This window comes from Bradyrhizobium sp. LTSP857 (assembly GCF_000938285.1).
In the GTDB taxonomy this organism is placed as follows: Bacteria; Pseudomonadota; Alphaproteobacteria; order Rhizobiales; family Xanthobacteraceae; genus Bradyrhizobium.
The window spans coordinates 121,920-134,931 of sequence record NZ_JYMS01000035.1; the positions used below are offsets into that span (position 1 = coordinate 121,920).

The 13,012-nt window shown below is 65.1% G+C and carries 11 protein-coding genes; 6 read left to right on the plus strand and 5 right to left on the minus strand.

What is annotated here, in order from left to right; translation table 11 throughout:
* Positions 1 to 47: 47 nt before the first annotated feature.
* The 3 genes from UP06_RS22870 (at position 48) to UP06_RS22880 (ending at position 5,069) form a co-directional block, all read left to right on the plus strand.
* Entirely contained in the window at positions 48 to 1,028 is a 981-nt protein-coding gene (locus UP06_RS22870; RefSeq protein ID WP_045005917.1) for an amino acid--[acyl-carrier-protein] ligase, read from the plus strand.
* A gap of 36 nt (positions 1,029 to 1,064) precedes the next feature.
* A complete protein-coding gene (locus UP06_RS22875) occupies positions 1,065 to 1,940 on the plus strand; it encodes a GNAT family N-acetyltransferase (RefSeq protein WP_045005918.1) in 876 nt (291 codons plus the stop codon).
* 261 nt (positions 1,941 to 2,201) lie between these two features.
* Positions 2,202 to 5,069 carry a PAS-domain containing protein gene (locus UP06_RS22880; protein ID WP_045005919.1) on the plus strand — a complete coding sequence of 956 codons (2,868 nt, stop codon included), beginning with the start codon at positions 2,202 to 2,204 and terminating at the stop codon, positions 5,067 to 5,069.
* A 123-nt stretch (positions 5,070 to 5,192) separates the two neighbouring features.
* Here the strand turns inward: UP06_RS22880 and UP06_RS22885 are convergent, their stop codons facing one another.
* On the minus strand, positions 5,193 to 6,887 hold the full coding sequence (locus UP06_RS22885) for a bifunctional diguanylate cyclase/phosphodiesterase (RefSeq protein WP_045005920.1): 1,695 nt from the start codon (positions 6,885 to 6,887) through the stop codon (positions 5,193 to 5,195).
* A gap of 219 nt (positions 6,888 to 7,106) precedes the next feature.
* Here UP06_RS22885 and UP06_RS22890 point away from each other — a divergent pair, with 219 nt between their 5' ends.
* Positions 7,107 to 7,370: a hypothetical protein gene (locus UP06_RS22890; protein ID WP_045005921.1), complete on the plus strand. Its 264-nt coding sequence runs from the start codon at positions 7,107 to 7,109 to the stop codon at positions 7,368 to 7,370.
* 6 nt (positions 7,371 to 7,376) lie between these two features.
* Here the strand turns inward: UP06_RS22890 and UP06_RS22895 are convergent, their stop codons facing one another.
* From UP06_RS22895 to mtgA, 3 genes are all read right to left on the minus strand, one after another.
* The gene (locus UP06_RS22895) at positions 7,377 to 8,027 is read right to left on the minus strand and encodes a hypothetical protein (RefSeq protein WP_045005922.1); all 651 of its coding nucleotides are present in this window, start codon (positions 8,025 to 8,027) and stop codon (positions 7,377 to 7,379) included.
* Between the two features lie 158 nt (positions 8,028 to 8,185).
* The gene (gene rpmF, locus UP06_RS22900) at positions 8,186 to 8,368 is read right to left on the minus strand and encodes a 50S ribosomal protein L32 (protein WP_007598106.1); all 183 of its coding nucleotides are present in this window, start codon (positions 8,366 to 8,368) and stop codon (positions 8,186 to 8,188) included.
* Positions 8,369 to 8,525: 157 nt separating this feature from the next.
* A complete protein-coding gene (gene mtgA, locus UP06_RS22905) occupies positions 8,526 to 9,206 on the minus strand; it encodes a monofunctional biosynthetic peptidoglycan transglycosylase (protein ID WP_045005923.1) in 681 nt (226 codons plus the stop codon).
* A 161-nt stretch (positions 9,207 to 9,367) separates the two neighbouring features.
* Between mtgA and UP06_RS22910 the strand changes: the two genes are divergently transcribed.
* Both UP06_RS22910 and UP06_RS22915 read left to right on the plus strand, forming a co-directional pair.
* Positions 9,368 to 10,291: a polyprenyl synthetase family protein gene (locus UP06_RS22910; protein WP_045005924.1), complete on the plus strand. Its 924-nt coding sequence runs from the start codon at positions 9,368 to 9,370 to the stop codon at positions 10,289 to 10,291.
* Positions 10,292 to 10,298: 7 nt separating this feature from the next.
* Entirely contained in the window at positions 10,299 to 10,985 is a 687-nt protein-coding gene (locus UP06_RS22915) for a DUF1345 domain-containing protein (RefSeq protein WP_045005925.1), read from the plus strand.
* A gap of 152 nt (positions 10,986 to 11,137) precedes the next feature.
* On the opposite strand, the gene UP06_RS22920 is transcribed toward UP06_RS22915, so the two are convergent.
* Positions 11,138 to 12,964 carry a caspase family protein gene (locus UP06_RS22920; RefSeq protein ID WP_045005926.1) on the minus strand — a complete coding sequence of 609 codons (1,827 nt, stop codon included), beginning with the start codon at positions 12,962 to 12,964 and terminating at the stop codon, positions 11,138 to 11,140.
* Positions 12,965 to 13,012 lie beyond the last annotated feature (48 nt).

Genomic DNA, 13,012 nt, shown 5'->3' on the forward strand with positions numbered 1-13,012 from the left:
CGTGCCTTCGACCAATAAGAATAATTTCAGATAGCAGGAAGTCGAACATGAACATTGCTGTTCTCCCCAACTCGCCTGACACCGCGCCGCAGGCCGCCGATCCGCTCGATCATCTCGCCGACGCGCTGTTTCATCCTATGGGCTCGGACGGCGTCTATGCCCGCACCGCACTTTATGAGGGCGTCGTCGAGCGGCTCGCCGCGCTGATCACCAGCAATCGCGAAGCCGGCACCGAGGTGATGCGCTTCCCGCCGGTGATGAGCCGCGCCCAGTTGGAGAAATCCGGCTATCTCAAGAGCTTTCCGAACCTGCTCGGCTGCGTCTGCGGCCTGCACGGCACCGAGCGCGAGATCAACGCCGCGGTGAGCCGTTTCGACGCTGGCGGCGACTGGACCAGTTCGCTGTCGCCGGCCGATCTCGTGCTGTCGCCGGCCGCCTGCTATCCCGTCTACCCGATCGCGGCGAGCCGCGGGCAGCTGCCGAAGGGTGGCCTGCGCTTCGACGTCGCCGCCGACTGCTTCCGCCGCGAGCCGTCAAAGCATCTCGACCGGCTGCAATCGTTCCGGATGCGCGAATATGTCTGCATCGGCACCGCCGACGACGTCGCGGATTTCCGCGAGCGCTGGATGGTGCGCGCGCAGGCGATCGCGACCGATCTCGGCCTGACCTTCCGCGTCGACTATGCCAGCGACCCCTTCTTCGGCCGCGTCGGCCAGATGAAGGCGGTGAGCCAGAAGCAGCAGCAGCTCAAGTTCGAGCTGCTGATCCCGCTGCGTTCGGAAGAGCAGCCGACCGCCTGCATGAGCTTCAACTATCATCGCGAACATTTCGGCACGACCTGGGGCATCCAGGACGCCAATGGCGAACCGGCCCACACCGGCTGCGTCGCCTTCGGCATGGACCGGCTTGCGGTCGCGATGTTCCACACGCACGGCACCGATCTCTCCGCCTGGCCCGCCAAGGTGCGGGACCTGCTGGGTATGCAGCCGCTAGCTCCGGCTGACGCCCACGGCGAAGGCTGGCGCTAAGATAAGAGGCCGACCATTTCCACGGGTAAGACGAGCGTGATCCATACCAAGGTCCGATGCCGCGAGATTACCGAGTCCGATGTCGATGCCATCGCGGACTTGCTGACGCGTGGCTTCGTCGGCCGCTCGCGCAACTATTGGATCCAGGGCCTGCGCCGGCAGGCCTTCCGGCCGGTACCGGAAGGCTATCCGCGCTTCGGCTACATGCTCGACGATGACGGCACGCCGGTCGGCGTGCTGCTGCTGATCTACACCACGCGGAAGGACGGCGAGGAGATCGCCATCCACTGCAACCTTTCGAGCTGGTATGTCGAGCCGGCCTACCGCAACTACGCCCCGCTGCTGACCAAGATCGCGCAGCGGCACAAGCACGTGACCTATCTCAACATCAGCCCGGCGGTATGGACCTGGCCGATCATCGAGACGCAGGGCTTTCGCGCCTATTGCCGCGGCCTGTTCTTTTCGGTGCCGGCGCTGTCGCGCGCGCCTCGCTGGAGCAAGATCGAAGTCATCTCGCAGCATACCAAGCAGATCGAAGGCCTTTCCGAAGCCGAGACCGAACTGCTGACCCGGCATGCGCGCTACAATTGCCTGAGCCTGGTCTGCCGTACGCCGAAGGGCGCCTTCCCCTTCATCCTGCAACCGGTCCGCATCCGCCGCGGTTTCATCGCACCGCCGGCGATGCAGCTGATCTATTGCCGCAGCGCCGCCGAATACGCCGCCTGCGCCGGTCGCATCGGCCGGCTGCTGCTGCGGCTCGGCAAGATCTCTGTCATTGTCGATTCCAACGAGCCGATCCCCGGCCTCGTCGGTATTTATACCGAGCGCCGCGGCCGCAAATATTTCAAGGGCCCGCATCGCCCACGGCTCGCCGACCTGACGGACACCGAGCTCGTGCTGTACGGGCCGTAGGAAATCGGCTCCGTCTTCAATCGAATCGGCTTGTAGCCCGCATGAGCGCAGCGACATGCGGGAGCAGCTGTCCCGGATATCGCTTCGCTCATCCGGGCTACGGTCCTACGTGTGGCCCGGCGGCCGTTGCACGCACTCTCTCCATCAGCAGTCACCCTCCGTAAACTACGGCGCTTAAGGGAATTTTCCCGCCTCTTCGCTACCTTCGGGGTCCGAAATAGGTTGCGTTAAGCGTATTGCCCACCGAGACCCGCTGATCCCATGATGTCGACCGACGACAACGAGCCTGGTGCACGCCGCGAGCAGGGTCCGCAAGCCCTGGTCGCGCTGAGCCAGCTCGCGCTCGACGGCATGGAACAGGGCGTCTGTGTCTACGACGCCGACAACCGGATCGTGCTGGTCAATCGTCGGTATATCGAGCTGTTCGAAATGTCGGCCGACATCGTCAGGATCGGAGCGCGCTACCGCGACGTGCTCGGCCACAGCGTGGTGCTTGGCAACATCCCGGCAGGTGAGGTTGACGCGCTCTACACTTCCCGGATCGCATTGATCGCCGCCGGCAAGCCATTCCGCACCCGGCAGACGCTCGCAAGCGGCATTGTCATCACGCTCGAGCTGAAGCCGCTTCCCGACGGCGGCTGGATGACGGTCTGCGACGATGTCAGCCGCCTCGCCCGGCTCGAGGCGGAACTGCGCGTCCAGACCGAACGCAGCCAGCACGCGCTCGCCAACATGTCGCACGGCCTCATCATGTATGACGCCGACAGCCGCGTCGTGGTCTGCAACGAGCGCTTCCTGCACCTCTACGACCTCGACCCCGAAATCGTGAAACCGGGCATCACGCACAGCACGGCGATCGACCACTGGCTCTCGCGCGGCAATCGATCGGACATGCCGGGGGAAGAATTCCACGATGCCCGGATCAACGATGTCCGCACCAGGACGCCGAAAACCGTTCAAGTGACGCGTTACGACGGGCGAAAAATACAGGCCATCTCCCGATTCATGCCCGATGGCGGTTGGGTGACGGTGCATGAGGATGTCACCGAGCGGCTCCAATATGAGGAGACGTTGAAGCAGCAGAACGTCATTCTCGATGCCGCGCTGGAGAACATGGCGCACGGGCTCGCCTTCTACGACAGCGACATGCGCCTTCGCATCTGCAACACCACGTATCGCACGATCTACCGGCTGTCGCCGGAGGAGAGTAAGCCCGGCACGCATCTTGCCGAGCTGATCGAACGATCGATGGTGAACGGCGCCTTCGCTTCGGAATACAGCCCGCGGCAGATCCTCGAGGCCGCCCGCGCCCAGATCGCCAGCCGAGACTCCTCGCCAATGCGGCGAAGCATGTCGAACAACACCGTGATTTCGGTGCGCTACTGCGCGCTGCCCGATGGCGGCTTCGTCGCCACCTACGAGGACATCACCGAACGCGAGCGCGCGGTCGAGGAGCTGAGCGAGCAATATCGGCGCTTCGACGCGGCGCTGAACAACATGAGTCAGGGCCTGTGCATGCTCGATTCGAGCCTGCACGTGATCGTCTGCAACCGCCGCTACATCGAGATGTATGGCCTGTCGCCCGAAGTGGTAAAGCCGGGTGTCTCGATGCGCGAGATCATGGAGCATAGCTGCGACCTCGGCATCCATCCGAACACGACCGCGGCCAAGCTCTATGCCGACTATGTCGAACGGCTGCGCGAGGGCGAGCACACGCTGCACCGCCATTTGAGCGACGGCCGCATCATCAAGCTCAATCACAAGCGGATGGAGCATGGCGGCTGGGTCGTCACCTATGAGGACGTCACCGAGCGCCACAAGGCCCAGGCCCGCGTCGCCCATATGGCACAGCACGATTCGCTCACCGACCTGCCCAACCGCACGCTGTTTCGCGAGAAGATGGGCGACGGGCTGAACCAGGTTGCGATCGCCGGCGGCGCCATGGCCGTGCTGTGCTTCGACCTCGACAATTTCAAGACCGTCAACGACCGGCTCGGACACGCCGCCGGCGACCGGCTGCTGCGCTGGGTCGCAGCGCGGCTGAAGGAGAATGTCGGCGAGCACGACACCGTCGCGCGTCTCGGCGGCGACGAGTTCGCCGTGCTCCAGCGCGGTCCGCAGCCGCAATCGGCCGAAAAGCTCGCGCGCCGCCTGGTCGAGATCATCGGCCGGCCGCCGCCGCTGGAAAGCCAGTCGATCCATATCGGCGTCTCCATCGGCATCGCGATCGCGCCCGATCACGGGCTCGATGCGGACGAGCTGATGAAATGCGCCGATCTCGCGCTGTACCAGGCCAAGGCCAAGGGGCGCGGCGCCTATCAGCTGTTCGAGCCCGAGATGGAGGAGCAGGCGCGCAGCCGGCACGCGCTGGAGCATGATCTGCGCAGCGCGCTGGGAGCCAACGAATTCCATCTGGTGTTCCAACCGCAAGTGCGGCTCGACGCAACCGAGCTCACCGGCTTCGAAGCGCTATTGCGCTGGAAGCATCCATCGCGCGGTCTGGTCTCGCCGGCCGAATTCATTCCGATCGCCGAGGAGACCGGGTTGATCGTTCCGATCGGCGAATGGGTGCTGCGTACGGCGTGCGCGACGGCGGCGTCCTGGCCGAACCTTACGATCGCGGTCAACCTGTCGCCGGTGCAGTTCCGCTCCCGCGGGCTGGTGGCGATGGTCACGAGCGCGCTCGCCGAGGCCGGCCTGCCGCCGCAACGGCTCGAGCTCGAGGTCACAGAGACCGCACTGCTCGACGACAGCGAGGCGACGATCGAGATCCTGCATCAGCTTCGCGCGCTGGGCGTACGCGTCAGCCTCGACGATTTCGGCGTCGGCTATTCCTCGCTGAGCTATCTGCGCAAATTTCCGTTCGATCGCATCAAGATCGATCGCTCCTTTGTCGGCACGCTCGGCGAAAGCCCGGAAAGCATCGCCATCGTCCGCACCATCGCAAGCCTCGGCGCAGTGCTCGGCGTCGAAACCACGGCGGAGGGCGTCGAGACGATCGAGCAGCTCGACTTCGTACGCGAATGCGGCTGCACCGCGGTGCAGGGCTATTATTTCGGCAGACCGTGCCCGGCGGCGGAGGTCGTGCACGCGATCGAGCGGCTCAACACCGTCCGGCGGGTGGCGTGAGCTTCTTCCTCCCCCCTCGTGAATTTCGGCGAAAACAACCCCATGCACAGTAGAAGGGGTATTGATTTCAAAGGAGAAATTCGTGGAGACGCGGCTGACCTCAACCCGGGTGATGGCGAAGCCCTATCCCGCCGCGGGCAGCGCGCTGTCCGGCGGCGCGCTCCACGGCCGGTCGGCTGACGCGAGCCCTATCAACCTGCCCTGGATGTAGTCGCAACCCCAGTCGCGCAGCATGCTGGCTGCTTCCTCGTCCTGCACCCACTCGGCGACGGTCTTGATGTCGAGGCGGCGGGCGAGGTCGATCAGGGTGTGCACGAAGGCGCGGTCGTCGGCGGAATGGGTGATGTTCTGCACGAAGGCGCCGTCGATCTTCACAATGTCCACGCCGAGCTTGCGCAAATTGCGGAACGAGGTGTAGCCGGCGCCGAAATCGTCGATGGCGATGCGGCTGCCGAAATTCTTCAGCCGCGTGACGAAGCCGCGGACGTCATCGATGTCCTGGATGGCGACCGTCTCGGTGATCTCCACGATCAGCCGCTCGGCGACGCCGGGATGGGCCAGCATCAGCGATTCAATTCCCGCCCACCAGTCCGGATCCATCGTCGTGTCCGGCGAGATGTTGAGGCTGAGGCGAATGTCGGGCGCAGCCGCGAGCTCGGCGACCACTAGCTCGAGCACGCGGTGATCGACCAGGCGAATGAGGCCGAGCCGTTCGGCCACGGGCACGATGTCGGGCGCAAGCAGCACCTGGCCATTGCCCTGGTCCATCCGCACCAGGCATTCGTGGAACGCGCCCTCGCGCGAGGCGGCTGACACCACCGGTTCATAGGCGAGCTTGATGCGGCGCTCGTTCAGCGCGGTGACGATCTCGTCGGTCACGCGGATGTTGACGCGGCGCTGCGCATCGCGCGCAGCATCCGGGCGCCACGCAGCGAACGAGCCGGCGCGGCGCCGCTTGGCGGCATCCAACGTCTCATGGGCGCGGTTGATCGCCTCATCGGTGCTGCGGGCATAGCGCGGCAGGCTGACGGCGCCGATCGAGGCAGTGATAGAGACCGGGCCGGATTTGGTCGGCACCACCTCGTCGCGGATGCCGGCGAGGAAGCGCTCGGCCGCGATATTCATGTCGTCGACGGTGCAGTTCTTCAGGATCAGGCCGAACTTGTTGCCGGAGAAGCGCCCCAGCACGTCGCCGCCGCGCAGTCGCGCGCGGATGCGTTGGGCAACATCGAGGATCACGGCATCCGCGACATCGAAGCCAAAGGCGTCATTGACGCGCGCGAGATGATCGATGCCGACCAGCATGAAGGCCGCGGTCGAGCGGAAGCGGGTCGTCTCCTCGATCGCTTCGGCCAGGGCCGCGATCAGATGGGAGCGGTTGAGCTCGCCTGTCAGGGGATCGAGCCGGGCGAGCTTGGACAGCTCCTCGTCGCGGGCGTGGCGCTCATTGTTGATGCGGACGGAGCCGATCGCGCGCACCGGGCGGCCGTCGGCGCCGGCGAACCAGCGGCCGGTCTCCTCGACCCAGACCACGGGATCGGAGGCGCTCACGCGGACGCCGTACTCGACCCGGTAGGGCGTGCCGTCGGCGCCGTGCACGGCGGAGGTCTGCGCCAGCGCGGCGGTCCGCAGCGTCTGCGCAGGCTCGATCAGCTTGGCGAACTCCGCACCGGTCGCAAGCCGCTCAGTGGGGATGCCCGGGAAGACCGCCCCGGCCTGTTCGCCCCAGACGATGGCGTCGCTGGCGATATCCCAGACGAAAACAGCCTGGCCGAGGGCGGCCAGGATTTCGGAGGCTTGCGGCAATGCGGGGGTCAAAATCGCCTCGTTTCGGGACAGCGGGGAGTCCTGAGCCGGCACAGAATACGGCCAGATTCGTCCCCGACCCTAGGCAAAGTTCATAAACAATTTGGAAACCACGTTCCAAGGGCACCTTGGAACCAGATAGGCTCCGCCGGCATAGGCCTTGCGAGACCATCACAGGCACAGCGCGCTTCGTCCCGAAACGCGACAGTTGACCGGCCTGACGGTGTTACGATGGTGACGATTAATCGATCGGACGAGGCGGAGCGGATGATGGGCACCGCAGTGGTGCCGCTGACCCCGACGCTGGAATGGGTTCACAAGGTGATCCCCCTGCCGCGCCCCGATCCGAGCTTCGTCACCCAGCTGATCGCCAACGCCGAGCACCTGCCCCAGACAAGCCGGCTGCGCCGCGGTTCTTCCGAAGATGCGCAGATGGCCTATGGCGGCAAGCGCCCGCTTCCCACCGTCACCGCGCGCACCCGGCAGGTGGCGTAAAGCCGATCAGCGCGGTGCGTCAGGCGAGGACGGCGTGCCGTTGCCCGGCTGCAAATGTGGCGAGGGTATTTCCGGCGAAGACACGCCCTGCACCGGCTTCGGCGCGGGGTGATCCATCAGCACGGATTCGGCAACTGATTGCGCCGTGGGTGCTGGCGGGGCCGCCGGTGCGGCTGGCGGCGTGGGCACCGGCTCGAATTTGGGCTCGGACGCAAGTTCATCCGCCGGCGTCTCGACTTGGCGCTTGGCCTTGCGCGGCACCGGCACAGTCTCGGCGGCGACGTAAGCGATGCGACGGCGCGCGCGTTGGGCGATGCCGCCGAGGAAATCAGCCATCGCGAGCAGCACCAGCAGGAAATAGGTGGAGTTGCCGAATTTGGGCCAGATCACGAATTCGGCCGCGGCTGCACCGAACAGGATCAGCGACAGCAAGTGATCCATCAGGAATTTCGCGCCGGGCCGCGCGCCCTTGACCACTTCGAGCAGCAGCAGCACCACACCGAGCGCGAGCAGGAGGTCGGCAAGCGTCACCGGCCAGGTCTCGCCGGTGATCATCGGCACCTTGAAGAGCACGTCCGAGAAGGACACGCTGGGCATCAGGAAGGCGATGATGTTGTAGACCGCGAGCGGAATCAGAAGCAGCGGGAAACCGACCATCGGCAATGTGCCTTCTCGATCAAGATGTCCGGGCAGGACAATGCGACGGCGAAGCATTCGCTCCGCCGCCGTCACCGTCATATCTCATGGATTGGCTGAAATCAGGCAGGTCACGTCATCCTGATTGAGGATAAACCTGCCTGAGGAAAGGTCCTGACTCAGGACTCTTTCTTCTTCAGGACCTGACGGCCCTTGTACATGCCGGTCTTGAGGTCGAGATGGTGCGGACGACGGAGTTCACCGGAGTCCTTGTCCTCGACATAGGTCGGCTTCTTGATGGCGTCTGCCGAGCGGCGCATGCCACGACGCGACGGCGAGGTTTTTCTTCTCGGAACGGCCATTTCAATATCCTCTAGGGATTGGTGTTGTCCGGGCATCGTCCGCAGGACGGCTCAGCACCCAAACGGGGCGAGCGAAATGCCGATCAAGGCCGGGCTTATAGAGGAAGGCTGGCCGCAAAGCTAGGGTTTTGGACCGGAAAATAAGCCCGAAAAGGGCTCAAAATCCGCGATTTTCCGGCCAGCAGGTCGAAAGCGAAGAGGCCTGCGCCCTGGCCACATAGGTCCCGGCCAGGCGCCGGACGCCCGGCCCGGGGGCCCTGGCGCTCCGTTTGACCGGATTCGGCAGGATCGAGGCCAGAAGTGCCGCCTCCCGAGGGGAGAGGTTTGCCGCCGATTTGCCGAAGGCATAGGCGCTGCCCGCCTCCACCCCAAACTGGCCCTGCGGGCCGAGCTCGGCGATGTTGAGGTAAATTTCCAGGATCCGGTGCTTGGGCAGGACGAAATCGACCCACAGCGCCAGCGGAAATTCCAACGCCTTGCGGACGAAATCCCGCCCCTGCCAGAGGAACAGGTTCTTGGCCACCTGCTGGGTGATGGTGGAGGCGCCGCGGAACGGCGTGCCGTCCTCCTTGGCGTCGTCGATCGCCTCGCGTAGCGCGCCCCAGTCGATGCCGTGATGCTTGCAGAAATGGGCGTCCTCGGCCGCCACCACCGCGCGCGGCAATGAGGGCGACATCGCCGCGAGATCGATCCATTCCCGCTGCATCGGCGCGCCGCGCAAGCTGCGCCAGGCCATCAGCGTCGAAACGGGATGGCCGGTGCGGTAGAACGGCGCGATCACATACGGCGCGAGAGCTGCGACCGCGAGCATCACCAGCAGGATTTTGACGATGCGCAAATCGACCTTTCCGGCGCAAACTGAAACGCGGCCACGGGCCCACCCATTAAGTCTGTGATAATTCGGGCCTTTTCCAGCGCTTTTTAGGCCTTCCAAACGATTGACTGGGGCGGGCGCATAAAGGATTGTCCCGCCGAATTTTAGTTCTGGAGCCTTTCTTGATGACCGGCACGTCCCCGTCCGATTTCGCCAAACGTCTGGACAAGACCGCTGATGACACCGAAGCCCTGCTCGGGCGCCTCCTGGCGGACGACATTCTGCCCGATGAGATCGCGCGGCCCAAGCGGCTGATGGACGCAATGCGCTATTCGAGCCTGAACGGCGGCAAGCGCCTGCGGCCGTTCCTGGTGGTCGAGAGCGCGGCCGTGTTCGGCGTGCCCCGCGAGGCGGCATTGCTTGCGGGCGCCGCGCTCGAATGCATCCACTGCTATTCGCTGATCCATGACGACCTGCCGGCGATGGACAATTCGGACCTGCGCCGCGGCCGCCCCACCCTGCACAAGAAGACCGATGATGCCACCGCGATCCTCGCCGGCGACGGCCTGCTGACGCTGGCCTTCGACATCATTACCCGCGACGAGATCCATCGCGACGCCAACGTGCGGCTGCTGCTGACGCGCGCATTGGCGCGTTGCGCCGGCATCGGCGGCATGGTCGGCGGCCAGATGCTCGATCTCGCCGGAGAAGGCCGCTTCGGCGACCGCGAGCCCGTGGACGTCGCGCGCCTCCAGCAGATGAAGACCGGCGCGCTGCTGCGATATGGCTGCATCGCCGGCGCGATCCTCGGCCAGGCGACTGCCAAGGAATATCAGGCGCTCGACGATTACGGCCGCGCGCTCGGCGAGGCCTTCCAGATCGCCGACGATCTGCTCGATGTCGAGGGCGATGCGGAAGCGCTCGGCAAGCCCTCGGGCCAGGACGCGGCGATGGGCAAGACCACTTTCGTCACTCAGCTCGGCATCGAAGGCGCCAAGCAGCGCGTGCGCGATCTCTTGGCGCGGGCCGACAGCGCGGTGTCGATCTTCGGCGATCGCGCCGCCGTGCTGCAAGCTGCCGCGCGCTTCGTCGCCGAACGCAAGAACTGACGGTGCGATGACGGGCATCGACAAAGACGATCCCGTCCTCGTCCGCTTCCGCAAGATGTCGCGGCCGATGCGCGTGCTCTACGCGCGGCCGCGGACATTCATCTCGCTCGCGGCCGGCATCCTGGTCTGCCTGCTGCTGCCAGGTTCGCACCGGCTGGTGACGCGGCTGCTGTTCGGCTGGGACGCGCTGATCGCGGTCTATCTCGTGCTGGTCTACAGCATGATGCTGAACAACGACCATCAGCACATCCGCCGTAGCGCCGCGATGCAGGACGACGGCCGTTTCGTGATTCTGCTGGTGACGGCGATCGGTGCGTTTGCCAGCATCGCCGCGATCGTCTCCGAGCTTGGCGCCCATCGTGGTGCGGCGGAACTGACGATCGCCATCACCACCATCGTGCTGTCCTGGGCCACCGTGCACACGACTTTCGCGCTGCATTACGCCCATGATTATTACCGCCACCCGCCGGGCGGGTTGCAGTTCCCGAGCGGCGACAAGGAAGACCACTGCGACTATTGGGACTTCGTCTATTTCTCGTTCGTGATCGGGATGACCGCGCAGGTCTCCGACGTCGGCATCACCGACAAGACCATCCGCCGCACCGCCACCGCGCACGGCATCATCTCGTTCATTTACAACACGGCGCTACTGGCGTTGACCGTGAACATCGCGGCGAGCGCGATTGCCACTTAATGTCGTCCCGGCGAAGGCCGGGACCCATACCGCGTGATCTATCTTTGATAGTTCGGTGACAGTACCGCGCTACGATGGATAACTTCCAGCCTTCGCCAAACCACTCCCTGTGGTTATGGGTCCCGGCCTGCGCCGGGACGACACCGTGTCCTTTAGTAACACACCTCGGCATTGGCATCGTTGCCGGGGCCGCCACCGCCGCGATATTCGAGATGGCAGCCGCGGTTGACCGCACGGCAGCCGGTATTGTTGCAGTACATCTGCCCGCCGCCCGAGGCGCGGCCCGCGCCGGCGGCAATGCCGGCCGCGGCGCCGCCCATGCCGGCACCATAACCACCCGCCGCGCCCATCTGCGGACGCTGCCGGGCCGGACGATCGTCACTGTCGTCACGCCGCGAGGTCGTGGGCTTCGAAGGCGTAGGCTTTGCGGCACGCTTCTTCACGCAGTCGTTGTCGTCGTCGAGTGCGTAGCCTTCGTCGCAGACAATCTTGGAGCACTTGTCGCCGTCGGCCTTGAAGCCATGCTCGCAAACCAGCGGGCAGACGCGCGACGGTTTTGACTTGACGGTATCGAGTGCGTCGCTGCTTGCCACCTTTACGTCGAGCTTGGTGCCGGCATAGCGGTTGAACTGCGACAGCGACCGCTGCGCTGAACTGTTCCAGTTGCCGTCGGCCTGCCCGGAGAAGCAGCCGACGCGGCCGAGCTCGGTCTGCACCGAGCGGCTGAGATCGGCAGGCTGCGTCGCGGGCGTCAGCGAGGCGACATTGGTGCCGGCGGGGCTCGCCGTGCTGGCCGGCGCGGCGCTCGGTGCCGTGGCGGCGAGGTTGACGCGCTGCTGCTCGGCAGCAGCGGCCTGCTGCTGCGCCTGCTCTTTGGCCTTCTGCGCGACAAGCTGCGCCTGCTCGGCTGCTTTCGCATTGGCGTCGGCCTTGGCTTGCGTGTCCTTCTGCGCACCAAGCGCGGCGAGACGGTCGCGTTCGGCATCGGCCTGCTTCGCCTTCTCGATCGCCGCAACGTGCGCCTGCTCGGCCTGGATCTTGTCGAGCTGGAGCTTGGCGAGGTTCGCATAGAAGCCGTCCGGATGCTGGGCCAGGAAGGCTTCCCACGCCGGCCTGTTGCCGACCTGGAGCGCGAGCTCGTAGTCACGGCGCATGTCGGCCTGCGGATTTTGCGCGGGCGCTGCCGCCGTCGCAGCCGTCACCTTGACGGGCACCAGCGGCACGTCTTCACCGCCAAGCGAGCCATAAACGAACGGCTCCTGCCTGTTGCCGGTCGACTTGAGCACGTCATCGCGCACGAAGCCGAAGGCGCGGCGGACGTCGAGGCCCGGCGTCGTCAGATGCTTCGACAGCGCGATCGTGAACGGGCTGTTGGCGCCGTCGCCGTCCTGCGCGGTAAAGCCGGCCTTGGCCGAATAGGCAATCAACGTGTTGGAGCTGGCCGGCTCGACCTGGGCCAGACCACGGCCGATGCCACGCGAGGCAAGCGTGCGCTTCATGGTCCTGCCGAAAGGATTGTCACGACAGGCGTCGAGGATCACCAGGCGAAGCTGCTTCGCAGGCTCGACTGCGACCAGGACGCGATCGAGCGAGAGCGCCTCGTCATAGACATCGGTGTCGCGCTCGAGCTTCGCATCGACCGGGATCAAATAGTTGGAGCCTTCGACTTCGATGCCGTGGCCGGCGTAATAGACGACAGCGATGTCGGCATCACGGGTTGAATCCGCGAACTCGCGCAGCACGCGTCGCGTATCGAGCGCGGTCAGATCGTGGCGGGAATCGACGACATCAAAGCCGGCATCCTTCAGCGTCTTTGCCATCACCGCGCCGTCGTTGACGGGGTTGGTGAGCTGAGGCGCGTTCAGATAGGCGGAATTGGCGAGCACCAACGCGACGCGCTTTCCGGCAAAGGCGGGGTCCGCACCGAACAACAGCACGACTGCGAGGAGAAGCGGGCAAAGTCTGAATAAATTGCGCATGACACGACATCCAAATGTTCGGGGCAGTTCATACCCTCGGGATAGCCT